The sequence below is a fragment of the Eubacterium sp. 3_1_31 genome (genome assembly GCF_964249515.1).
Lineage (GTDB): Bacteria > Bacillota_I > Bacilli_A > Erysipelotrichales > Erysipelotrichaceae > Longicatena > Longicatena caecimuris.
The window spans coordinates 1-18,960 of the sequence record NZ_CAXUBY010000052.1 but is presented as its reverse complement, the minus strand read 5'-3'; the positions used below and the strand labels follow the sequence as shown (position 1 = coordinate 18,960).

At 35.7% G+C, this 18,960-nt stretch carries 26 protein-coding genes and 1 pseudogene; 4 read left to right on the top strand and 23 right to left on the bottom strand.

Annotated elements, in window-relative coordinates:
* Window positions 1-271: 271 nt before the first annotated feature.
* The 16 genes from ACESSZ_RS14590 to ACESSZ_RS14515 all read right to left on the bottom strand — a co-directional run bounded on the left by ACESSZ_RS14590 (window position 272) and on the right by ACESSZ_RS14515 (window position 10,533).
* Window positions 272-1,024, bottom strand: coding sequence for an FtsX-like permease family protein (locus ACESSZ_RS14590; RefSeq protein WP_499842870.1), 753 nt, complete (start codon window positions 1,022-1,024; stop codon window positions 272-274).
* Between the two features lie 46 nt (window positions 1,025-1,070).
* Complete coding sequence (locus ACESSZ_RS14585; RefSeq protein ID WP_499842869.1) at window positions 1,071-1,415, bottom strand: hypothetical protein; 345 nt, start codon at window positions 1,413-1,415, stop codon at window positions 1,071-1,073.
* A gap of 262 nt (window positions 1,416-1,677) precedes the next feature.
* Window positions 1,678-2,868, bottom strand: coding sequence for a site-specific integrase (locus ACESSZ_RS14580; RefSeq protein WP_077727562.1), 1,191 nt, complete (start codon window positions 2,866-2,868; stop codon window positions 1,678-1,680).
* 78 nt (window positions 2,869-2,946) lie between these two features.
* Complete coding sequence (locus tag ACESSZ_RS14575) at window positions 2,947-3,150, bottom strand: excisionase (protein ID WP_004613735.1); 204 nt, start codon at window positions 3,148-3,150, stop codon at window positions 2,947-2,949.
* Between the two features lie 376 nt (window positions 3,151-3,526).
* Window positions 3,527-3,769: a helix-turn-helix domain-containing protein gene (locus tag ACESSZ_RS14570; RefSeq protein WP_008787631.1), complete on the bottom strand. Its 243-nt coding sequence runs from the start codon at window positions 3,767-3,769 to the stop codon at window positions 3,527-3,529.
* Window positions 3,759-4,187, bottom strand: coding sequence for an RNA polymerase sigma factor (locus ACESSZ_RS14565; protein WP_008787630.1), 429 nt, complete (start codon window positions 4,185-4,187; stop codon window positions 3,759-3,761). The genes ACESSZ_RS14570 and ACESSZ_RS14565 overlap by 11 nt, the downstream gene beginning before the upstream one ends.
* Before the next feature lie 279 nt (window positions 4,188-4,466).
* On the bottom strand, window positions 4,467-4,691 hold the full coding sequence (locus ACESSZ_RS14560; protein WP_021361727.1) for a hypothetical protein: 225 nt from the start codon (window positions 4,689-4,691) through the stop codon (window positions 4,467-4,469).
* 19 nt (window positions 4,692-4,710) lie between these two features.
* Window positions 4,711-5,019 (bottom strand): hypothetical protein, encoded by a 309-nt coding sequence (locus tag ACESSZ_RS14555; protein ID WP_077727561.1) that lies wholly within the window; start codon window positions 5,017-5,019, stop codon window positions 4,711-4,713.
* Window positions 5,020-5,167: 148 nt separating this feature from the next.
* A complete protein-coding gene (locus ACESSZ_RS14550) occupies window positions 5,168-5,485 on the bottom strand; it encodes an ABC transporter permease (protein ID WP_077727560.1) in 318 nt (105 codons plus the stop codon).
* Window positions 5,482-5,706, bottom strand: coding sequence for a helix-turn-helix transcriptional regulator (locus ACESSZ_RS14545; protein WP_004613729.1), 225 nt, complete (start codon window positions 5,704-5,706; stop codon window positions 5,482-5,484). The genes ACESSZ_RS14550 and ACESSZ_RS14545 overlap by 4 nt, the downstream gene beginning before the upstream one ends.
* A gap of 69 nt (window positions 5,707-5,775) precedes the next feature.
* Window positions 5,776-6,006, bottom strand: coding sequence for a helix-turn-helix domain-containing protein (locus ACESSZ_RS14540; protein ID WP_077727559.1), 231 nt, complete (start codon window positions 6,004-6,006; stop codon window positions 5,776-5,778).
* A complete protein-coding gene (locus ACESSZ_RS14535) occupies window positions 5,991-6,431 on the bottom strand; it encodes an RNA polymerase sigma factor (RefSeq protein WP_003431889.1) in 441 nt (146 codons plus the stop codon). Before ACESSZ_RS14535 ends, ACESSZ_RS14540 begins: the two co-directional genes overlap by 16 nt.
* Window positions 6,432-6,705: 274 nt before the next feature.
* Window positions 6,706-7,341, bottom strand: coding sequence for an ABC transporter ATP-binding protein (locus tag ACESSZ_RS14530; protein ID WP_005342381.1), 636 nt, complete (start codon window positions 7,339-7,341; stop codon window positions 6,706-6,708).
* A gap of 13 nt (window positions 7,342-7,354) precedes the next feature.
* The gene (locus tag ACESSZ_RS14525; RefSeq protein WP_005342380.1) at window positions 7,355-8,800 is read right to left on the bottom strand and encodes an ABC transporter permease; all 1,446 of its coding nucleotides are present in this window, start codon (window positions 8,798-8,800) and stop codon (window positions 7,355-7,357) included.
* Between the two features lie 3 nt (window positions 8,801-8,803).
* Window positions 8,804-10,027: an ABC transporter permease gene (locus tag ACESSZ_RS14520; protein ID WP_005342379.1), complete on the bottom strand. Its 1,224-nt coding sequence runs from the start codon at window positions 10,025-10,027 to the stop codon at window positions 8,804-8,806.
* An 11-nt stretch (window positions 10,028-10,038) separates the two neighbouring features.
* Window positions 10,039-10,533: a hypothetical protein gene (locus ACESSZ_RS14515; protein WP_005342377.1), complete on the bottom strand. Its 495-nt coding sequence runs from the start codon at window positions 10,531-10,533 to the stop codon at window positions 10,039-10,041.
* Window positions 10,534-10,695: 162 nt separating this feature from the next.
* Between ACESSZ_RS14515 and ACESSZ_RS14510 the strand changes: the two genes are divergently transcribed.
* Both ACESSZ_RS14510 and ACESSZ_RS14505 read left to right on the top strand, forming a co-directional pair.
* Window positions 10,696-11,382, top strand: coding sequence for a response regulator transcription factor (locus ACESSZ_RS14510; protein ID WP_005342376.1), 687 nt, complete (start codon window positions 10,696-10,698; stop codon window positions 11,380-11,382).
* Window positions 11,376-12,668, top strand: coding sequence for a sensor histidine kinase (locus ACESSZ_RS14505; RefSeq protein ID WP_074087096.1), 1,293 nt, complete (start codon window positions 11,376-11,378; stop codon window positions 12,666-12,668). The genes ACESSZ_RS14510 and ACESSZ_RS14505 overlap by 7 nt, the downstream gene beginning before the upstream one ends.
* A gap of 45 nt (window positions 12,669-12,713) precedes the next feature.
* Here the strand turns inward: ACESSZ_RS14505 and ACESSZ_RS14500 are convergent, their stop codons facing one another.
* From ACESSZ_RS14500 to ACESSZ_RS14480, 5 genes are read right to left on the bottom strand one after another with little or no spacing between them, the layout of a single operon-like run.
* Window positions 12,714-12,938 (bottom strand): hypothetical protein, encoded by a 225-nt coding sequence (locus tag ACESSZ_RS14500; protein WP_499842868.1) that lies wholly within the window; start codon window positions 12,936-12,938, stop codon window positions 12,714-12,716.
* A gap of 43 nt (window positions 12,939-12,981) precedes the next feature.
* The gene (locus ACESSZ_RS14495) at window positions 12,982-13,266 is read right to left on the bottom strand and encodes a hypothetical protein (RefSeq protein WP_003431903.1); all 285 of its coding nucleotides are present in this window, start codon (window positions 13,264-13,266) and stop codon (window positions 12,982-12,984) included.
* Window positions 13,267-13,272: 6 nt separating this feature from the next.
* Complete coding sequence (locus ACESSZ_RS14490; RefSeq protein WP_003431905.1) at window positions 13,273-14,037, bottom strand: ABC transporter permease; 765 nt, start codon at window positions 14,035-14,037, stop codon at window positions 13,273-13,275.
* A gap of 15 nt (window positions 14,038-14,052) precedes the next feature.
* On the bottom strand, window positions 14,053-14,778 hold the full coding sequence (locus ACESSZ_RS14485; protein WP_003431907.1) for an ABC transporter permease: 726 nt from the start codon (window positions 14,776-14,778) through the stop codon (window positions 14,053-14,055).
* Complete coding sequence (locus tag ACESSZ_RS14480; protein WP_074087101.1) at window positions 14,775-15,539, bottom strand: ABC transporter ATP-binding protein; 765 nt, start codon at window positions 15,537-15,539, stop codon at window positions 14,775-14,777. Before ACESSZ_RS14480 ends, ACESSZ_RS14485 begins: the two co-directional genes overlap by 4 nt.
* 162 nt (window positions 15,540-15,701) lie before the next feature.
* On the opposite strand from ACESSZ_RS14480, the gene ACESSZ_RS14475 reads away from it, so the two are divergent.
* Window positions 15,702-16,412, top strand: a complete 711-nt coding sequence (locus tag ACESSZ_RS14475; protein ID WP_003431910.1) for a response regulator transcription factor — start codon at window positions 15,702-15,704, stop codon at window positions 16,410-16,412.
* Window positions 16,412-17,788, top strand: coding sequence for a sensor histidine kinase (locus ACESSZ_RS14470; protein WP_003431912.1), 1,377 nt, complete (start codon window positions 16,412-16,414; stop codon window positions 17,786-17,788). The genes ACESSZ_RS14475 and ACESSZ_RS14470 overlap by 1 nt, the downstream gene beginning before the upstream one ends.
* Window positions 17,789-17,852: 64 nt before the next feature.
* Here ACESSZ_RS14470 and ACESSZ_RS14465 read toward each other — a convergent pair whose 3' ends face one another.
* Together ACESSZ_RS14465 and ACESSZ_RS14460 are read right to left on the bottom strand one after the other, a co-directional pair.
* Complete coding sequence (locus ACESSZ_RS14465) at window positions 17,853-18,764, bottom strand: conjugal transfer protein (RefSeq protein WP_499842867.1); 912 nt, start codon at window positions 18,762-18,764, stop codon at window positions 17,853-17,855.
* A gap of 16 nt (window positions 18,765-18,780) precedes the next feature.
* Window positions 18,781-18,891, bottom strand: a pseudogene (locus tag ACESSZ_RS14460) (peptidase P60); the annotation flags it as partial.
* Between the last annotated feature and the right edge of the window lie 69 nt (window positions 18,892-18,960).

Here is an 18,960-nt window from a genome sequence, read left to right as displayed (position 1 = left end):
ATTAAAACGAACCGCCGTATACGGAACCGTACGTACGGTGGTGTGAGAGGGTGATTTATTTCACCCTACTCGATTGTATGTAAAAAAACCCCCTAAACTCAGCATTTTATCATAAGCCGCTAAATCGTTATTATCCCATATATACCCATTCAGTATTTCATACGATTACAAGTAAAGGGTGCGAGAAAAGAGGTCTTTATCATAAAAAGAAATTATTTTTAGCAATACAAGAATATTGATACATTTCATAGTTTATAAAACAAATATGACATTATGAACGTAAAATATTTTTATATCCGATATAAGTAATGGCAAAATAAGATCCATAGATAAGTGTGATAATACACGCTGTATAGAAAGAAGGGATAAGGATATCACTTTTACCGAATAATAAAACTAATTCATTTACGACTTGAATACCGATAAAACTATGTAAGAGTGCTAATAATAATGGCAGGAGAAAGTATATACTGATTTGTAAAAAGATAGAACGATTTAACATTTTCTGATCTGTACCAATCTTGGTTAATATCGCATAGTGTTTTTTATTATCATTTGCCTGTGATAACTGTTGAAGTGCTAGGATGATGGCACTAGCAATCATAAAGACGATGCCAAGATATAAACCAATATAAGTAAATATCACCGACATGCCTTTATTGGCTTCTTTAACTATTTGCGCTGAACGTCCTAGAAAAGGATAGTGATTAGCACTTTTTGTATGTAATTTTTGATTTACCATTTGATCAAATGCAGTTTCCTTGGTAGGGTCTTTTAATTCGACATTCCAAGCTTTTACATAGGGAAGCGCATCTGAGGGAATAAGCTCATCCTGTATGATAAAAACAAAGGTATCATATCCGATATTGCTGGAGGTGTACATGGAAACAGCTTCATAAGTATCATTAATTATCGTTAGTGGGGTATTATATAACTGAATAGTAGGATGAGCAGCAAGAATATCAGAAACAGCTTGATCAAACAAAGCCATGGTCGTATAAAGATAAGTTTCATTTGATTTCAAATGAAGTTTAGAATTCCCGGTTTTTTCTAAAACATAATTAAAGTCACTAAGGGGAACCACCCACCAGTATAGAAGTATTTAATTCATTCGTATTTATAAGATTGCGCAGTTCTTTATCGCTTACATATTTACTGAAGGAATGCACATCACTTTGCAGTTTTGTCATATACATGCTAGTGATTCTTGTTTCCTGTATATTAGGATCATCGCTTATTCCAAGTTTATCAATAACTGCTTGAAATTGCTCGTTGTTCATTTGTTTAGGATGTTTTCCCCATGGATATTGTAAAGATAAGGAATAATCAAAAGGGGTCACATTACGTATACTCTTATTAATGGTTGCATTCATGTTCCAGCCGGTAGATAATGCCCCGATACTTATTAACAGCATGATGCAAACAATGCTCATTGAAATATAGTTTGAATTTATTTTGGCATTGATCTGGTTCAGAATAAAGATATTTAAGTTTTTTAAATAAAAAACTTACTAAATTTCTGATTATCTTTTCATAAGTTGGTAAATGCCGATATATCCCGTATTTTAGGGCTTTATCGGTATTTTCTTTTCGGAAGATACCTTGCATAAGCTGGCATTTACCAGCATGAAAATGCAACCAAAAGTAGTAAATGAGTAGTAAATATAAGCTCCGATATTAACAAGCCAGTCTTTCCAGTTCTGCTTTTGCAGATTGAAATGTACCGTGTGCATAATAGCCAAGTGTCATGGTTATGTTAGCGTGTCCCATGAGATATTGCAAAGTGTTTGGGTTCATTCCTCTGTTTGCCATATTCGTACAATAAGTATGTCGGAATGAATGTGGTGTGATGTTCGGTAACTTATCTGTGTGATACTTGTTATACTTCTTAATTAGTCCTCGCACCATGCCCTCATAGTTTCCTGCAACTTTAGGCAAGCCCTCACGGTTTAAGAATAGGAAATTGCTGTAACCACCTACAATCAACGGTTGTGCCTTTCCTCTGTTCTTTAGTATTCTTTGGATTGCTTGATAAGCCCGTTCTGTCAATGGAAGTTCCCGTTTTCCGTTTTTGGTCTTTGGCGTTTCAATATAGTAGCCCATTTCGCTATCTTTCAATAACTGGTGGTCTATATTGAGTATTCTGTTCTGCATATCAATATGCGTCGTCAGTCCGCAAAATTCAGAAATACGAAGTCCCGTTTCCAGCAGAAGCACAACCTCATCATAATACTTACTGTAAATCTTGTCCGTTTCCATAAAGGCAAGCAGGCGTTCTTCCTGCTCTGGTGTAAGGATAACTTTCTGCTCTGTATCATCTTCCAGAACATCACTCAGCTTAAATTCAAACGGGTTCTTTCTGATACAGTCGTCTTGTATCGCCATGTAAAATGACGCTTTCAAGGAACGCTTGTAGTTATCAATCGTTTTATAGGCATATCCTTTTTCGCTCATTCTGATAGCCCATTCTTTAGCGTCCGACTGCTTCACAGTATCAATCGCCCTCATACCTAATGGGTCATTTTTCAGAGCGTTCATAAGATACTGTCGTCCTTTTTCAGTAGCCCTCTTGATGTTCTTTCTTTGGCTGTTCTTCTTGTCGTAGAGCTGGCAGACTGTCATTTTACCGCCTGCTGTGTCGATACCGTCGTTAAGGTCTTTTTTAATCTGTGCTTCTTTTTCCCTCAATGAAATATCATCACGTTTTCCAGCAGGTGTCTTGTCTGTCGGTACAAGTTTCCAAGAATAGATAAATTGTGGCTTTCCGTATATATCGGTATATTTATAAACGTATCTTCCGTCTTTTCGCTGGCTCTCTCCATTACGCAAATTGCGATTTTTACTGTCTTTTCGTTTCACATTAGACATAGTGTAAAGCTCCTTTCCGTCATGGAATGAGCCGTGATACGCTATACTTTATTATACCATATCTACGGCTCAATGACATTAGATTTCGTCCAATGTATCTATGATTTTTTCAAATTGTTTTCGCTTAATCTGAATACGGTTACCATTCACGATAACCCAGCCAGCGTCAATGTTTTCTTCGGCTAATTTACGCAATTTCTTTTCGCCAATGCGGAAGTATTTAGACGCTTCTTCAATCGTCAGCGTATATTTTTCCCAGATAGGCACATCAGTATTGTTCATAATCTATGCACCCCCTTTACTGTGTGTCATTTTTTACAAGCAGACAGACGGCTTTGGAAAGCTCCGTTAGTATCTCAACTATTCCCATTCTTGTGGGCAGAACCGCACCATGCGGACGTATCATTATTCTGTGAGGATAGGTCGTGGCAAAACGACTTTTCCAACAGTCGCTCTCGGATCACTGCGTGGGTCGCTCGCTTTCTTTTGAAAAGGTCGTGGCGTACAGTCCCCGTGGCTCGCTATCTCACAAACGTATCTGTCTGCTTTATTCAGTTGTCAAAGAACTGTGGCGAAAGCGTGTTGCTTTCATGTAAAAGCAGGTGCAGAGCAGGAAAGAGGGGGGATTGAACAAATCATGCTCTGCGGTTACTGCTTGTTATTCTTCGGTTTCTAAAGGAATATCAAAGTCCAAAATCATTTTAATAAGTGCTTCTCTGATACGTCCTTTTAATTCCATGTCTACGACTATGCAGACATTACCATATTTGTCGTAGAACGGACGCAAACAACATTTCGATATGTACGGGTCATACAATGCCAGTATCTTTTCAATCGCATTTACGTTGCCGTCCACAGCCGACGAAATAAGATAAAATGACGGGCGTGTGTTATTCATCATTCATGTTCTCCTTTAATTTTTTCTTGATTTCTTCAAGTGAGTTCTTCCTACTGCGGAACGACGTTGAACGGTTAATTTTTAATCTGTCGCCGATTTCAGTATCACTCATGCCTAAGAAGAAATACATCAACAAGATTTCTCTATCCTTTTCAGACAGATACTTAATCGCTTCTGCTAAATCATCATCAAGGACACGAACCTCAATACCACATACATCAAAGGCGGTATAATCGCTTTCGTATTCGTCCCAGACTGCCAGCTTTTCCACGACGATTTCTGGAAGTTCACAATAGGAAATTTCCTTATTTCTTCGTCGCTTTAATTCTTTGCGATAATTACGGACAATGCCTTTTACTACACGTTTGAGCTTGCAGTCAAATTGACATTGTATTGTCTTTTGGAAGTCCGACGGTTTCATATCATCACACCCCCTTTCCGTTATGACGTGAAAAGTGTTTATCCCTCTTTCCGCACCATATCTGTACAGCAAGGTGTGATTTGTTGCATGAATTTGAAAAAAAGTGAAAAAATTTTTTCGGGTACAAAAAAAGCCCGCACAAAACATATAGTCTGTACGAGCTATTAAAGCTGTGAGATATTCAGTTGTTGATAAAATGCTGTTAGGTAGTGTATGACCGTATAAGATTATGCTTAAAACTTTCCATAATACAAGCCCCCTTACAGCACTTGATTTCTATTAAACTTTTGTCTTTTTTGTAATCTTGTAAATATATTCTTCTGGAGTAGGGCGTTTATTTCCAAAATACTTTCTGAAATTTGCCTGCACTTCTGGGTCGGTGCTGTTCATAGCTTCATCAATCGTCGCTTCAATATCAGCCCGAACATCAGCCAATGATACACCGCCAGCTTTTGCACCAGCTTTCAATGCTTTTTTAATATCTCGTTTTTTTAAGATAGCCATAATACAACACCTTTCCCTTTTATTTTATAAGTAATTGAATAATAGTTACAAATACCCAAATGAAGAACAGAACACCGTCCAGCTTAGCAATCAAATTCAAGACTTTGTTTTCTATTTTTTCTACTCCGCATATAGCATTAAAATTCATCAATGAAAATGCTAAAATCAATAAAGAGTAATTTGACAAATTGTTACTATTACCATTATAAAGGGCAAAAGCATATCCAGCCCAAAAAGGAAGTAACGCAACTAAAGTAAAGCCTTTTAGAAACTTCATGTCTTTTCTTTCGCTTGAAAAATAATTTTTTGCTAAATGTTTGTCTGCCATAATCGCAACTCCTTTCAAAATTGTCGGAAGTTATCTCCCTCTTTCATTATAATTTTTTTCAATCAGAATGTAAAGTATTTCTTACTATTTGTTGTAAAAAAATCATGCTTGTTTTTTTGTACGGGAAACAAGCACGATATAATATTCTTTACTCAATTTTCTTATATATCAAAATTGCGACAACTTGTATCGTTAATACAATATTATATATCCATTGTACACCGTTAGCCATACTATAAAAATCCATAGGTGTCCGCATAGAAAGTTTTGCAAAAACATTGACGAGAATAATAAACACAATCGTAGATATAATACTCGCTTTTCCGATAATTGCTCGTCCTCTTTCATCTCGTGATGTTTTCAAAAAGAATAATACAATTACAGCAATGGTAATAGGTATGCAGTAATATGTTCCTATTACAAGTATTGTTTTATTATTGATAATTGACTCAAACAATTCTATCATTTTTCTGCCTCCTCAAAGTCAAATAAATCTTCAATCGCTACATCAAATACTTTCGCAATACTATATGCTAACAACATGGACGGATTGTATCGGTTTCTTTCAAGCTGTATTATCGTTTGCCGAGATACTCCAACAAGGTCAGCGAGTTCCTGCTGGCTCATTCGTTTTGTAGCTCTATAAATATGTATCTTGCTGTCAAAAGAATACTTTTGCTTTGCCATTTAGCCACCGCCTTATTTTAATTTCAGCTTATTATAACATATTTCTTACTTTTTGTGTGGAATTTATGATTATGCCATATAGAAAAAGCGTGTAAATCTGTACTGAATCGCTTCTTTGATAAAACCTTTCATTTCCAAATCTACCGCAAGACGTAAGTTGTTGTTATCGTCGTAAAACGGACGCATACAGCATTGATTGATATATGGGTCATAAAATTCCAAGATTTTTGAAATTGCTGTTTCGTCGCCGTCGCAGGCTTTGGAAATAACCGTGAAAGTCGGTGTCAGCTCTTTTGGCATTTTTCTTTTTCCTCCTCAATCAGTTGCTTTAACTTGTCTAGTGCTTGTATTCTGCACTTCGTTACATTCGCTCTGGAACAGTCAAGCATTTTCCCAATGTAAGTGTCCGTGTCCCCAATGAAAAAATACTGTAAAACGATATTACGCTTTCGTTCTTCAATAGCTTTCAATGCACGAGCCAGTTGTTCATCTTCGATTGATACTTTTTCTCCACAGACTTCAAATACTGCAACATAATCCGTAGAATATGTATCTTCTGTACCTATGGAATTTAAGAGGTCGTCCATAATTTCGGCGAATGGCATTTCTTTTTTCTCTGAACGACGTATCGCTCGATAGAAGTCAATCGCTCTATGACGTATAACTGTTTTAATAGCACAATCGAATTGATGACAGGTTTTTTCTTGTAGTTCTGACGGTTTCATTTTCCTCACCTCCTTTCGCTAGTCGAAAAGAGGTGTCTGCCCCTTTTCATATATACCGCGTTGAAAGTGGGGTACAGCGTAACCAAAATCAAAAAAAACTTAAAAAATTTTTTTCTGGCATGAAAAAAGCCCGCACAAAACATATAGTCTGTACGAGCCTTTGAAACTGTATTGTATTTAGTTCTTATAAAAATGCCGTTAGGGTCAAATTGATTGTGTCGAGGTATATCTAAAATATTCCATAATGACAGCTCCTTTACGGCACTATTCTTGTTTATTCAGACAGAAAAGAAATTGCACCGTTTTTAATTTCTAAGATTTCGTCGGCTTCTTCTGCCAAATGCTTACTATGTGTAACGACAACAACACATTTTCCTAATTCATGTGCAGTCTTTTTCAGCAAAGCAATGATTTCATCAGCGGTAGTTTCATCAAGATTTCCCGTCGGTTCATCTGCCAAAAGTACATGAGCGTCGCTGGCTAAAGCTCTTGCAATCGCCACACGCTGTTGTTGTCCACCAGATAGTTGCAATACATTTCTCTGCCAGTATTCTTTTCCAATGCCGACTTCTTCCAATAATTTTTCAGCATTTCCACTACCACCTAATTTGACATTTTCAACCGTTGTCAAATAATCAATCAGATTATAATTTTGAAATACCAATGAGATATTATGCTTTCTGTGGTAATTCAGCCCTTTTTTTGTAATGTCCTCGCCATTGCAAAGTACAGTCCCTTTTACCGCTGTGTCTAAGCCTGCTAACAACGATAAGAGTGTTGTTTTTCCTGCACCACTCGGACCGACAATGGTATAGAAGATACCCTCCTCGAAAGTAGCAGATACATTATTCAAAATGGTTTTATCTTTTTTTGTTTTGTAAGCATAGCTTACATTCTTTACTTCTAACATTTTCGTCGTCCTCCTAACTCATTTCCGATAAAATATCTTTCGGGTTTCTCTTTAGTATTACAATTCCAGATACCAGAACAGAAGCCGTTATCAACACAAGAACACTTACACCGTCCAGTAGATACATTTCTGGTGTAACCTCTACGCTGATACTCTGCACGTCCTGCTTTGGTGCAACGTATTCTGTGGATACTTTTCCCTCATTATTCTTTTCTTCCTCCTGCATTTGCTGAACCTGCTGTGATACCAGATAATTTGCAGTTGCTTTGGAAACGGCAGGAGCGACAGCAAAGGATAACATAAGGGAAAGAACAGCAATCATAATCGCTTCGCTCCAAATTTGTCCGATAATTCTAAATTTCGGAACACCGAGAGATAAGAAAATACCGACTTCCTGCACCCGATTTTTCAACCAGAAAAGAAATACTAAAACAAGGATAACAAAACTTGCAACAGAGATTACCAATATCATCATTTCGCTTACTTTTGCTAAATCATTGAAGTTTGAGGACATGGTTTCGGAATTTCCGTTATTGTCAATCAAATCATATTGCTCCCAATTGATGTCTACTTTTTGCAGATTTTCTTTTACTTCGTCGTAAGCTTCCACATCTTCCACTTTGAAATAGGCTCTTTCATATAATGGACTTGTTTCACCCTCTGCCTTTTCTGGAAATCTCAAATCTGTAAATATTACATTTTCCGAACGGTAAGTATCTCCCTGCATAAGTGGGGACATCTTTTGATCCACTTGATAAATTCCAACAATCTCAGCTTCTGATACCTTTGAATTTTCAGTATCGTGGTAATCATTAAAAGAAATCTTATCGCCGATTTTCAGATTATTTTGCTTTGCCAGTTCCTCTGAAATGACACACATATCTTTATCCTCTGGGGTTATCATTCGTCCCTCTTTGATATGCAGGTTTCCAGATAAAACATTTCTGTCTAGTTTCATATCTTTGTTTCCAATTAAACTTACACCGCCAACATCTGCATTCTGGTCTACATCTTTATCTTCAATCCTTTTGAAATTTACAGGGTTTACGGGAGTTGTTACTGTTGTAATATTGTAATCAGCAATTCCTTTTGCTTTTGCCAATTTCTCAATGTCTTTTATATCTAAGCTTTCAAATTCATTTGTTGTCCAGCCTGTCCAAGTCTCCACACCATTGATAATCTCTTTTTCCTGATGGTAGCCACCAAAACTACCTTCCTTATCATTACCAATCTTTTCTGAGTATTCACGAACTCGCTTTGTTCGGTACTCTGCATTTCTTTCTAAAAGAAAGCCTGCACCTATGGCTTGTCTGGTTTTGTCCTGCACCTCAATACTGGCATTTTTGCTCGCCACACCTGCAAGAAGCAAGGTACTGATTGCAAAAACAATCAACAATAAGAGAATACTTTTTACGGGCTTTCTGAACACAGAACGCCTTGCCAATCCAAAAAAATTCATGTACTATCCCTCCATTTTTGCTAATATATCTTTTGGGTTTGCTCGTAATATCGGAAGAATGGAACAGCACAATGCCACCAAAATAACTGCACCGCCTAAAAGGAACAACATTCCAATATCTTGTATCTGCAAAACCACTTTCAGATTTTCTGTTACTGTTTCTGAACCGGTAATGACGTTTTGCAAAACGCCCGAGAACAATTTACCAATGGCTGTTGCTCCTAAAACCGAAAGTGTAAATACACTGCCTGCTTCTAATAAAGTTTGCAGGAAAATTTCACTTTTTGTCTTGCCGAGGCTCATAAAGATTGCCACCTCTTTTTGCCTTGTCCGCATCCACATACATAACAGCAGGGAAACAACAACAGTACCAGTTACCAATGTAAGTACCAGCATAAGATTTGCCACCTTACTGATTTGCTCTAATGGAGCAGACATCTGTTGATAAAGGGTATCAGACGTGCTAAGTGCTACATCATTTCCGAATATTTTTTGCAGGCTGGTTTCCAGCACATCTAATTTTTCTGGTCTTTTTGAGTAAATGCAGATTTTTTCAAATTCAGCTTCTTTGAACAATTCTTTATAAGTACTGTTGTCAATAAAGATTTGATTTTCTATTCGATTGACTGCGGTAGTTTCTGACGGCTGGTCTTTTTCCGCATTTCCTGCGGACATGAAAATTCCAATAATCTGAACAGATACTTTTGTTCCGTTTTCTGTACTTAATTCAATCGTATCTCCAACTTTTAGCTCATTTTGATTTGCAAGGTTCGCATTGATAACAGCACCCTTTTTCTCACGCTTGATATAATCGCCAGAAGCTAAGCGGTACTGCATTTCTGAAAAAGGGCTGTCCTTTTCCAAATCATCATAGGAAAGCAGTGCTATTTTCAAATTTTCCTCATTCGTAGAAGTATTGAGCGTAACGGGAGCAAAATTATTCGGAAATACCTCTTGTCTACCAATGCGGTTGATAGACGAAACATCTTCTAGCGTTTCAATCTTGTTTACTTCATTCTCTGTTATCTTGCTGTCCTTACTTGTAATTTCAGCCACAATCTTAGAGTTTGTCTTTTCCTGCATGGCTTGTTTGGACTCATTTGTAGTCCTTAAAATCATGCTTGTACCTAAAATCATACTGTTTACAAGTATCAAAACAATCAACAGAAGAATGGTTTTCCCTTTTTTTCGCTGTAAATAGCGAAAACCAAGTTGATAAAACTTCATACTTCACACCTCTATTCCCAATGGGCTATGACAACCTTTGTTGCATTGAAATGATTTGTGTCTGCAAACTCTCCATAGAGATATACTTCAGATTGCTTTTTCACATCGGATATAGAACCCGTTGTTACATTTGTAACACCAGACTGTGCATTTACTGTGGCAATGACAAATTCACAATCTGGGTTATAGGTTACAGAAACAGCATTCTCTTTTTTTTCCATTCCCGGTGCTTCTATTTTTATCCCAGCTCCCCCCTCAATATCTTTTGCTTGATTTACCAAGCAACCATTGTCTGTAAATTCCAAAACACTTCCTATCAAATTAGCAGAATCTAATATGTCGTTTCCTTTATTTTCTGAAGAACCATTTGCATTTTCTTCATTCGTATTAGAATTGACAATAGGATTAGACGTATCTGGTTTCTCATCTGGACTTGCACCACACCCCGTCAATGCACAGATACATAATCCAACTGCTATGAATTTACTGATGTTTGTCTTTTTCATTTTTGTATTCCACCTTTCTTGTTCGATATGCCCCTATTGTAAAAGCAAACCATTCTAAAAATCCTGTAAAAAAGTAAGAAAATCATCATCATTTTTTAGAGGATTTTTACAGACTTTTCTGTTATACTGTCTATAATTTATATAGAAAAGGATTGATACATTATGAAAATACTTCTTCTGGAAGATGATTTAGAATTATGTAAAAATATAAAAAATTCGCTGGAAAAAGAAAACTATATGGTTGATTGTTGCAATGACGGGGAAACCGCTATGCTGTATGCCTTAAATACAGACTATGCTTATGACATTGCCATTGTAGACCGTATGCTACCGATTATTGACGGCTTAACAATCATAAAATCTATGCGTAGAAAAGGAATATCTATTCCTATCCTTATCATTACAGCCATGAGTACCCTTGATAATCGGGTGGAGGGTTTAGACGGCGGTGCTGATGATTACTTAGTAAAGCCATTTCATATCAAAGAATTGCTTGCAAGGGTTCGGGCATTGACAAGGCGACCTGCCAATATCCAGTTATCGTCTAAATTACAATATGGAGATTTAACTTTTGATAAAGACAGCCGAACCTTATCTACACCCGTCAATTCTATTTTATTAACTTCAAAGGAAACCGAATTGACTTTTGTATTTATGCAGAACCCAGAAACACTATTTTCCCGTGAACAGCTAATCCTTAAAATCTGGGGCAGTTCTTCCGAGGTAGAAACTGGCAATGTAGACAGTTACATTTCTTTTCTGCGAAAACGCCTAAAAGAGTTAAAAAGTTCCTGTAAAATAACAACGGTCTACGGGGCAGGGTACAAACTGGAGAAAGAAACATGTTAAATAATTTATACCGAAAACTTCATATTCTGTTTGCAAGTTCTGTTATGCTGATTATTACCCTTGTGATTTTCTTTGTTGTTGCGAATACGGTTTATACGGAGAAAATCAACGAAAGTACCTTGTTTCAAAGATTAACAACCTTGCTGATTTATCAAGCGGAAAGTGATTCTTCGGATATGGATAAAGCACTCAAAGCCTACGAAGAAAGTTATCATATTTTTTCCTTGATTAGCGATACAAAAGGGAATACCGTTTATCAAAGTGATTTTCCATTTCCAACTTCTGCGGACAAGTTGTTGCATGATGTAGAAAAACAGATTTCTACACAGCCATTATCACAAACAGAAAGCACCACAACTTCACAAGGCGGTTTTCTGGAAATAAAAGGAAAACATCACGATACTTATTTTGTTATTCCTGCTACAATTATGACAGCAAATGATACCGTATATCATGGGACTTTTCTTTATCAGACAGCTGGCTTGACGGATATTTTACAAAAGACATTACCGATATATCTTCTTATCTGGCTTTTGGCTTGTATCGTTGTTATCATACTAACCCGTTATCTGCTGAAAAAGTCTTTTGCCCCAACAGAACGAATATTGCAAAGCCAAAAAGATTTTGTTGCAACAGCGTCCCATGAATTAAAATCTCCACTTGCTGTTATGATTTCCAACACGGATATGCTTCTTGATAATGTTCCCTTAAACGAACAGGCAAGGCAAGCCGTACAGACCATAGATTTTGAATGTATGCGGTTATCCCGTTTAGTCAAAGATATGTTACTTTTAGCTTCTTCTGACGCAAAAACATGGACATTGCATAAAAGCACAATCAATGTAGATACCTTGCTCATTACGTTATATGAAACCTACGAACCAGTCTGCATGAAGCAGAATTTAGAACTAAAACTACATTTATCCGAAGAAAGTTATCCTGCCATGCTTACTGACAAAGACAGACTGTTTCAAATCTTGTGTGTCTTTATGGATAATGCCATTCAACATTCCAAGAATAATTCTTTGATAGAGATAGAAGTAATCGCCACCGAAAAGAATATTGCTTTTTCTGTGGCAGACCACGGACAAGGCATTTCTGATGAAGATAAGCAGTATATTTTTGACCGCTTTTATAGTGGCGACAAGTCCCATACGAACAAATCAAATTTTGGACTGGGACTAAGTATCGCCAAAGAATTAACCCAAATGCTGAACGGCACAATAACTATCAATGATACTGCTGGTGGCGGTGCTACTTTTACTGTTAAATTTCCTCTGAAATAGATTAAGGCTTGCAGATCATACAATATGTATGGAGCAAGCCTTTTTTCAAATCTTTGTCTTTTTGGTAATCTTGTAAATATATTCTTCTGGGGTAGGGCGTTTATTACCAAAATATTTTTTGAAATTTGCCTGCACCTCTGGGTCTGGGCTGTTCATGGCTTCATCAATCGTTGCTTCAATATCAGCCCGTATATCAGCCAATGAAACACCGCCAACCTTTGCACCTGCTTTCAAAGCTTTTTTAATATCTCGTTTTTTTAGACCTATCATATTTCAAATAACCTTTAATCTATATATTTTTCATAAACATTTTTTACATAAAAGTGGCTATTAAGCCAAAAGCTAAAATACCAAACATAAGAAAACCGAAAAAAGCACTAACACATAAAGCGACGATTGAAAATACATCTCGTCGTTTGGGATTTTTTACTAACGAAACCGAAAGAACAAAACCAGATAATATCGAGATTACATTTAATACAATCAATCCCGTTTGAAGTCCTCCTGTAATTTCTTCTGTAAAAAGAGAAATCAATAACGTGATAAATGGTAACAGCGAAATGATAAATGTAATAACACTTAATTTATTTTTTTTCATTTTATATTACCTCATTTCTTTTCGTCCAAAGCATTTAATAGAAACATATAGTGCAAGGGCTGATATGATTACAGCACACGGTATAAAAGGAAATAGCGATATTGTACTTCCTGTTCCCGTCGTTGTTACAGTATGTAATGCGTCTGATACGACATAACCACTATAACAATAAGGGTACACTAACCATAAAGGCGTATTAGCAATTAAAACCCCCGGAATTATTAAGAGTAAATTTAATCCCATAGACAATAGTGGTTTTTCAAATAGTACAGTAATCGCCCACATACAAGCAATAGCTGGAATCATTGTTGCAAACAATTTTAATGTCCATGTGAGTAAGTAGAAAACAGGAATATTTTCTGCCACATTCATTATTTTAGTAGCAATAATGCCTGCAATGATGAATGAACTGAAAAAGATTAATAATTCAATCATTAAAAAACTTAATAATACAAAGAACTTTGCCAATGCAAGTTTTCCTTTACTGATGGGCAAAGCAAGCATTTTTAATATACCATTATTCTTTGTTTCTCTGTTGGAAATCATAACGCAAACAATTACCATTGAAAATGGAAGTAAATAATATCCAAAAAGTAATGCACTTTGAATGAACATTGCCGACCAAGCGTCTGTATATTCTGGCGTCATATACATACTAATACTAGATACGCCAGAAATCACAACTAAGATAGGCGGAATTAAAAGCAAAGGTAAAATCATAGACCTTTTTACTTTCATAAATTCTATTTTTAACAATTCAATAATTGACATACGATTGCCCCCCTTTTATTCATAATGCTTTATTTTGCAAAGATACCAGCCAATCATAAAGAATATGATTGTTTCAAAAACTCCCAATATTAAAATACCTGTATCAATACTTGCTGTTGAAGCTACCGCAGGTTTCATCATCAGTACAAATGGATTGACAAGAAATAGTGATATATCTGAAAGGGACATTGCCATACCGCTAAAAAAACCTGCTACTCCAATACCTAATGTAAACCATATATTTTCACATCGTGATGACACCAAAAGCATAAATGCCAATACAGGTAAAGATGATACAAAGCAATATCCTGTATATTTGACAAGTGTTAGTAACTCAAAAGTTCCGTTGGGTAAAAAGATATTTCCAATAATACACAATGCTCCATTTTGCAAGACGATACAAAAAGTAAGCAAAACAAATAATATATAAAATTTATTTTTGAAAATAGATGATGTCTTAAAAGGAAGCATATACATCTTTTTAATTGCATTTCCTTGAAACTCCATATTATATGTTAAAGTTGTTGCCACGATAATGCCGAACATATTAAGAACCATAACCATTCCATAAAGTTGTGTCAGCAAAACGTCCATAGGCGGAAGCGGTAAACTCAACAAAACCTCTTTACGAACTATAAAATTTACAAAAGCGTATAATGCACCAAGAAGTCCAACAAGCGGTAAAACCACTAATATTCCAGTACGTTTACATTTTTTTAATTCTACGGTTAAATTCTTCATAATTTTAACCTCTGCTTTCTATTGGCATTGTCCTCATCAATCATAGATAAAAACATTTCTTCTAAGTTATCATTTTCAAAGCCAGCTTGATGTGCCGTCAATTTCAAATCATCAAGACTTCCTTCAAATAATAATCTTCCATGATTTAAAATACCAATATCGTCTGCTAATAATTCAATTTCTGACAGCATATGTGACGAAATTAGAACCGTACAGTCATATCTTTTTGGAAGTGTTTTAATGAGATTGCGAATTTCGTGAATACCTGCTGGATCTAAACCATTGGTTGGTTCATCTAAAATTAAAACTGGTGGTTCGCCAAGTAGAGCAGAAGCAAGACCTAAACGCTGTTTCATTCCTAAAGAATATTTTTTTGCCAAGCGATTACCAAATTCAGATAATCCTACTAATTCTAATGCTTTATCAACACTTGACGCTGGAAGTTCTAAAATTCTACGAATAATATCAAGGTTTTCTCTACCTGTTAAATTTGGATAGAATGACGGAGACTCGATAAATGAACCAACTTCTTTCAAAATACGAACACGGTCATTCGGGAAAGTCATGTTATCAATTTGAAATTCTCCATCAGTAGGTGCAGTCAAACCCAAAAGCATTTTCATAGTCGTAGATTTCCCAGCACCATTTGGTCCGAGAAAACCGTAAATACTACCTTTCTTAATGTGTAAAGATACGTGGTCTACTGCAATAAACTCTTTGTATGTTTTTGTCAAATTTTTAGTTTCAATCATGTTTTTCATAATTTTTAACTCCTTTCTCGTTACTTATAATATAAAACACCGACATTACAGCAACATTCTCTCTACCTTACATTTACCTTACAAATGCGAAAATGACTGTTCAACTTTTTTCAGAATGTTATAATAGGATAAAGAAAAAGATAAAGAGAGTGTGACAAACAAATGAAAGATACATACTTAAAATCAAAAAAAGTATTAATAGTTGATGATGAAGAAAGTTTAAGAAGTATGCTCATTACCATATTAGAAGATGAAAACTTTTTTAATATTATTACCGCTGATTGTGTAAAATCAGCTTTGGAAATCTGCCAACAGGAAAAACCAGATATAGCTATATTAGATGTTATGCTTCCAGACGGAAACGGTTTTGAACTTATGGACGCACTAAGAAGTTTCACTAATATTCCAGTAATATTTTTGACTGCAAAAGATGATATACAAGATAAATATTCTGGTTTTGGGTTAGGAGCTGACGATTATATAACAAAACCCTTTATGCCAAAAGAACTTGTCTTTCGCCTAAATGCCGTATTACGCAGATGTTATAAGGAAGATAGCCCTCTTATAGAATTACATGATTGTAAAATTGATTTGGCTAATGCACAAGTTATAAAGAACGATGAAGTTTTACCTCTTACCGCAAAAGAACATGATATTTTAGAAACACTTGTACGAAATGCTAATCATATTGTAACAATAGACGCTCTTTGTGAAGCTGTATGGGGCGATAACCCATTTGGATATGGAAATTCTCTCCTTGCTCATATTCGACGTATAAGAGAAAAAATTGAACTTAACCCCTCAAAACCAAAATCATTAATAACTGTTAAAGGATTGGGATATAAAATAAACGTGGAAAGCAGGTTACAATAATGCGTAATTTTGGAAAATTTATCAGTAAACATTTCTTTATATACTTATCAGTAGTAATTCTTATAGTGCTTTTAGATTTATTAATTTTCTTCCTAACTTTTAATGGTACTGTCAACAGTATAAGCAAAGATAATCCTATTCAAATACTAGAAAAAGTATCTAATAACCTTACTATTCAAAATGGAGAATATATATTAAATAATAAATGTCAAAAAGATTTAGTTACAAACAATATCTGGGGAATAGTAATAGATGATAATGGTAATGTAGTATGGAAACACAATCTACCAAAAGAAATACCATTAAACTATTCATTACAAGATGTTGCTACCTTTTCTAAGGGGTATATCGAAAATTATCCCGTATTTACATGGAAACAAGGAAATGATTTATTAGTATTAGGTTATCCAAAGAACAGCTATTCAAAATTTATGACTAACTATCTTCCCTTATCAGCAATACAGAAAACACCCTTTCTTTTTTTGATTATGTTAGTATCAAATATTGCCATTCTATTTATTGTGTACTACTTATCAAAACGAAATGTGATGTTAAAAATTTCCCCTATACTCAATGGAATAGATAAACTATCACACGGCGAAACGGTTACACTTAATATAAATGGAGAATTGGAAGAAATTGGAAATCGTATCAACGAAACGTCATTGCAATTAAAAAAACAAAATCAAGCAAGAGCAAACTGGATAAGTGGCGTTTCACACGATATACGAACACCCCTTTCCATGATTATGGGATATGCAGATAGAATATCTTCTTCATTAAATGTTGAGGAAAACGCTAGAAAACAAGCTAATATTATCAAAATTCAAAGTGTAAAAATCAAAAATTTGGTTCAAGATTTAAACCTTGTAAGCCAATTAAATTATAATGTGCAACCACATCAAGAAAAACCAGTTCATTTCTGTAAATTGATACGAGAAATTGTTGCTGAATATCTAAACAGCAATATAAATAATAAGTTTGAATTTGAATTGAACTTAAACCATAATACAGAACAAATCACTATTATAGGCGACGAAAGATTGCTATGTCGAGCAATACAAAATATTATTTCTAACAGTATCAATCATAATGAAAACGGCTGTATAATTTCAGTTAGATTAGAAATAAATGGAAATAATTTAGAATTAGTAATCAGCGATAATGGAAAAGGAATTTCCGAAAAAGAACTACAAAAAATACAATCGACACCTCATTATTTACAAAGTACAGATAATAGGTTAGATTTGCGACATGGTCTAGGACTTCTTCTTGTGAAAGAAATCATTTCTATTCATAAAGGAACAGTTTCCATTTCAAGTGCATTAAATAAAGGCTTTTCTACAACTATTTCCTTACCTATAAATAATCAATGACAAAACCGTAGCTTGTATATCACATCAGAGTGTTATATTACAGGCTACGGTCTTTTTATATCATTTATCCTACAATCTTCCAGTTACTATCCTTTTGTAACACAAGCTCATACTGTGATATTTGCGTCGCCTTTGTCTGATTATCAAGGAATTTTACCGCTACCTTGACTTTCACATTATCCCCGTTCTTTGTAAAGATAGGGTTTACCAATTCAGAATAAAGGTAGTCCCTGCCGATAGGTTCAATCACATTTCCAGCTACATAGTAGGCAAGCTCTTTTTCTGTGGCTGTTGGGTAGAGCTTAAAGAATGTTTCCAGAAATGCGGTAGCGTCATTGACGGTATCAGCGTCTACGCTTGCGTCTGCTTCTGGTGTCTTTAGCTCATAGTCTGATTTTTCGATTGCTGGTGCAAGGGTAGGGTTCTGAACGATTACCATATCCCCGTCAGCGTCTACATGGACTTTTACGGTATAGGTTGCCTTGACATTTCTTGTCTGTTCTCCCTCTTTTATCTGCTGATCTACTTCGTAGGTAGCAGAAAAAGTGTCCGTTCCCGATTGCTCGATATGCCACACAATCACATCTGTAACTGTGGAGCTGGTCGGTATATCGGTTCTAATGGTATCTATATTCAAGTCCTGCAATTCCTTTGTCAGATAACCGTTGATTGCCTGCGTCCTTGCTTCAATCGCTTCTTTACTGTTACTCCATGTGTAGTAGGACTTCGCAAAGTTCTTCACGAAATTTTCTATCCCGTTGGTGTCCTGTAAGCGAAGCTCAATGATTTCTTTTTCGTGGGTCGTGTGCTGGTCGATAGCCGTAAAATTCTTATACACCCCAAAACTCACGCTTGCGATAAGCACCACCCACAACGCAATCACGGTTTTCTGATGTGTGCCTACCTTGACAGTACGCACCTTTTTTTCTTTTGGTTCTTTGATAGTTTCTGTCTGTTTCTTATTCTTCTTAAACATATTTTTCAAGTCCTTTCTATTGTTTTACTCGTCCTGCACCGATTAAGTGCTGTTGCCAGTAACTACTGCTTAGGTCTGCATATCCTATCGGGTCGCCTGCATGGTACATCTGGTTATTTCCCACATAGTAGAGTAGGAAAGCACCGCCTTTCCTTATTTCTAGGGTAGGTTTGTGCAGTCCTCTCCCCGAACCGTG

What these genes read in the sequence shown, in the direction of transcription:
- ACESSZ_RS14585 (WP_499842869.1), bottom strand. Translation starts at nt 1,415, where the DNA reads ATGCTGTTAATAAGTATCGGGGCATTATCTACCGGCTGGAACATGAAT.
- ACESSZ_RS14580 (WP_077727562.1), bottom strand. Translation starts at nt 2,868, where the DNA reads ATGTCTAATGTGAAACGAAAAGACAGTAAAAATCGCAATTTGCGTAAT.
- ACESSZ_RS14575 (WP_004613735.1), bottom strand. Translation starts at nt 3,150, where the DNA reads ATGAACAATACTGATGTGCCTATCTGGGAAAAATATACGCTGACGATT.
- ACESSZ_RS14570 (WP_008787631.1), bottom strand. Translation starts at nt 3,769, where the DNA reads ATGATGAATAACACACGCCCGTCATTTTATCTTATTTCGTCGGCTGTG.
- ACESSZ_RS14565 (WP_008787630.1), bottom strand. Translation starts at nt 4,187, where the DNA reads ATGAAACCGTCGGACTTCCAAAAGACAATACAATGTCAATTTGACTGC.
- ACESSZ_RS14560 (WP_021361727.1), bottom strand. Translation starts at nt 4,691, where the DNA reads ATGGCTATCTTAAAAAAACGAGATATTAAAAAAGCATTGAAAGCTGGT.
- ACESSZ_RS14555 (WP_077727561.1), bottom strand. Translation starts at nt 5,019, where the DNA reads ATGGCAGACAAACATTTAGCAAAAAATTATTTTTCAAGCGAAAGAAAA.
- ACESSZ_RS14550 (WP_077727560.1), bottom strand. Translation starts at nt 5,485, where the DNA reads ATGATAGAATTGTTTGAGTCAATTATCAATAATAAAACAATACTTGTA.
- ACESSZ_RS14545 (WP_004613729.1), bottom strand. Translation starts at nt 5,706, where the DNA reads ATGGCAAAGCAAAAGTATTCTTTTGACAGCAAGATACATATTTATAGA.
- ACESSZ_RS14540 (WP_077727559.1), bottom strand. Translation starts at nt 6,006, where the DNA reads ATGCCAAAAGAGCTGACACCGACTTTCACGGTTATTTCCAAAGCCTGC.
- ACESSZ_RS14535 (WP_003431889.1), bottom strand. Translation starts at nt 6,431, where the DNA reads ATGAAACCGTCAGAACTACAAGAAAAAACCTGTCATCAATTCGATTGT.
- ACESSZ_RS14530 (WP_005342381.1), bottom strand. Translation starts at nt 7,341, where the DNA reads ATGTTAGAAGTAAAGAATGTAAGCTATGCTTACAAAACAAAAAAAGAT.
- ACESSZ_RS14525 (WP_005342380.1), bottom strand. Translation starts at nt 8,800, where the DNA reads ATGAATTTTTTTGGATTGGCAAGGCGTTCTGTGTTCAGAAAGCCCGTA.
- ACESSZ_RS14520 (WP_005342379.1), bottom strand. Translation starts at nt 10,027, where the DNA reads ATGAAGTTTTATCAACTTGGTTTTCGCTATTTACAGCGAAAAAAAGGG.
- ACESSZ_RS14515 (WP_005342377.1), bottom strand. Translation starts at nt 10,533, where the DNA reads ATGAAAAAGACAAACATCAGTAAATTCATAGCAGTTGGATTATGTATC.
- ACESSZ_RS14510 (WP_005342376.1), top strand. Translation starts at nt 10,696, where the DNA reads ATGAAAATACTTCTTCTGGAAGATGATTTAGAATTATGTAAAAATATA.
- ACESSZ_RS14505 (WP_074087096.1), top strand. Translation starts at nt 11,376, where the DNA reads ATGTTAAATAATTTATACCGAAAACTTCATATTCTGTTTGCAAGTTCT.
- ACESSZ_RS14500 (WP_499842868.1), bottom strand. Translation starts at nt 12,938, where the DNA reads ATGATAGGTCTAAAAAAACGAGATATTAAAAAAGCTTTGAAAGCAGGT.
- ACESSZ_RS14495 (WP_003431903.1), bottom strand. Translation starts at nt 13,266, where the DNA reads ATGAAAAAAAATAAATTAAGTGTTATTACATTTATCATTTCGCTGTTA.
- ACESSZ_RS14490 (WP_003431905.1), bottom strand. Translation starts at nt 14,037, where the DNA reads ATGTCAATTATTGAATTGTTAAAAATAGAATTTATGAAAGTAAAAAGG.
- ACESSZ_RS14485 (WP_003431907.1), bottom strand. Translation starts at nt 14,778, where the DNA reads ATGAAGAATTTAACCGTAGAATTAAAAAAATGTAAACGTACTGGAATA.
- ACESSZ_RS14480 (WP_074087101.1), bottom strand. Translation starts at nt 15,539, where the DNA reads ATGAAAAACATGATTGAAACTAAAAATTTGACAAAAACATACAAAGAG.
- ACESSZ_RS14475 (WP_003431910.1), top strand. Translation starts at nt 15,702, where the DNA reads ATGAAAGATACATACTTAAAATCAAAAAAAGTATTAATAGTTGATGAT.
- ACESSZ_RS14470 (WP_003431912.1), top strand. Translation starts at nt 16,412, where the DNA reads ATGCGTAATTTTGGAAAATTTATCAGTAAACATTTCTTTATATACTTA.
- ACESSZ_RS14465 (WP_499842867.1), bottom strand. Translation starts at nt 18,764, where the DNA reads ATGTTTAAGAAGAATAAGAAACAGACAGAAACTATCAAAGAACCAAAA.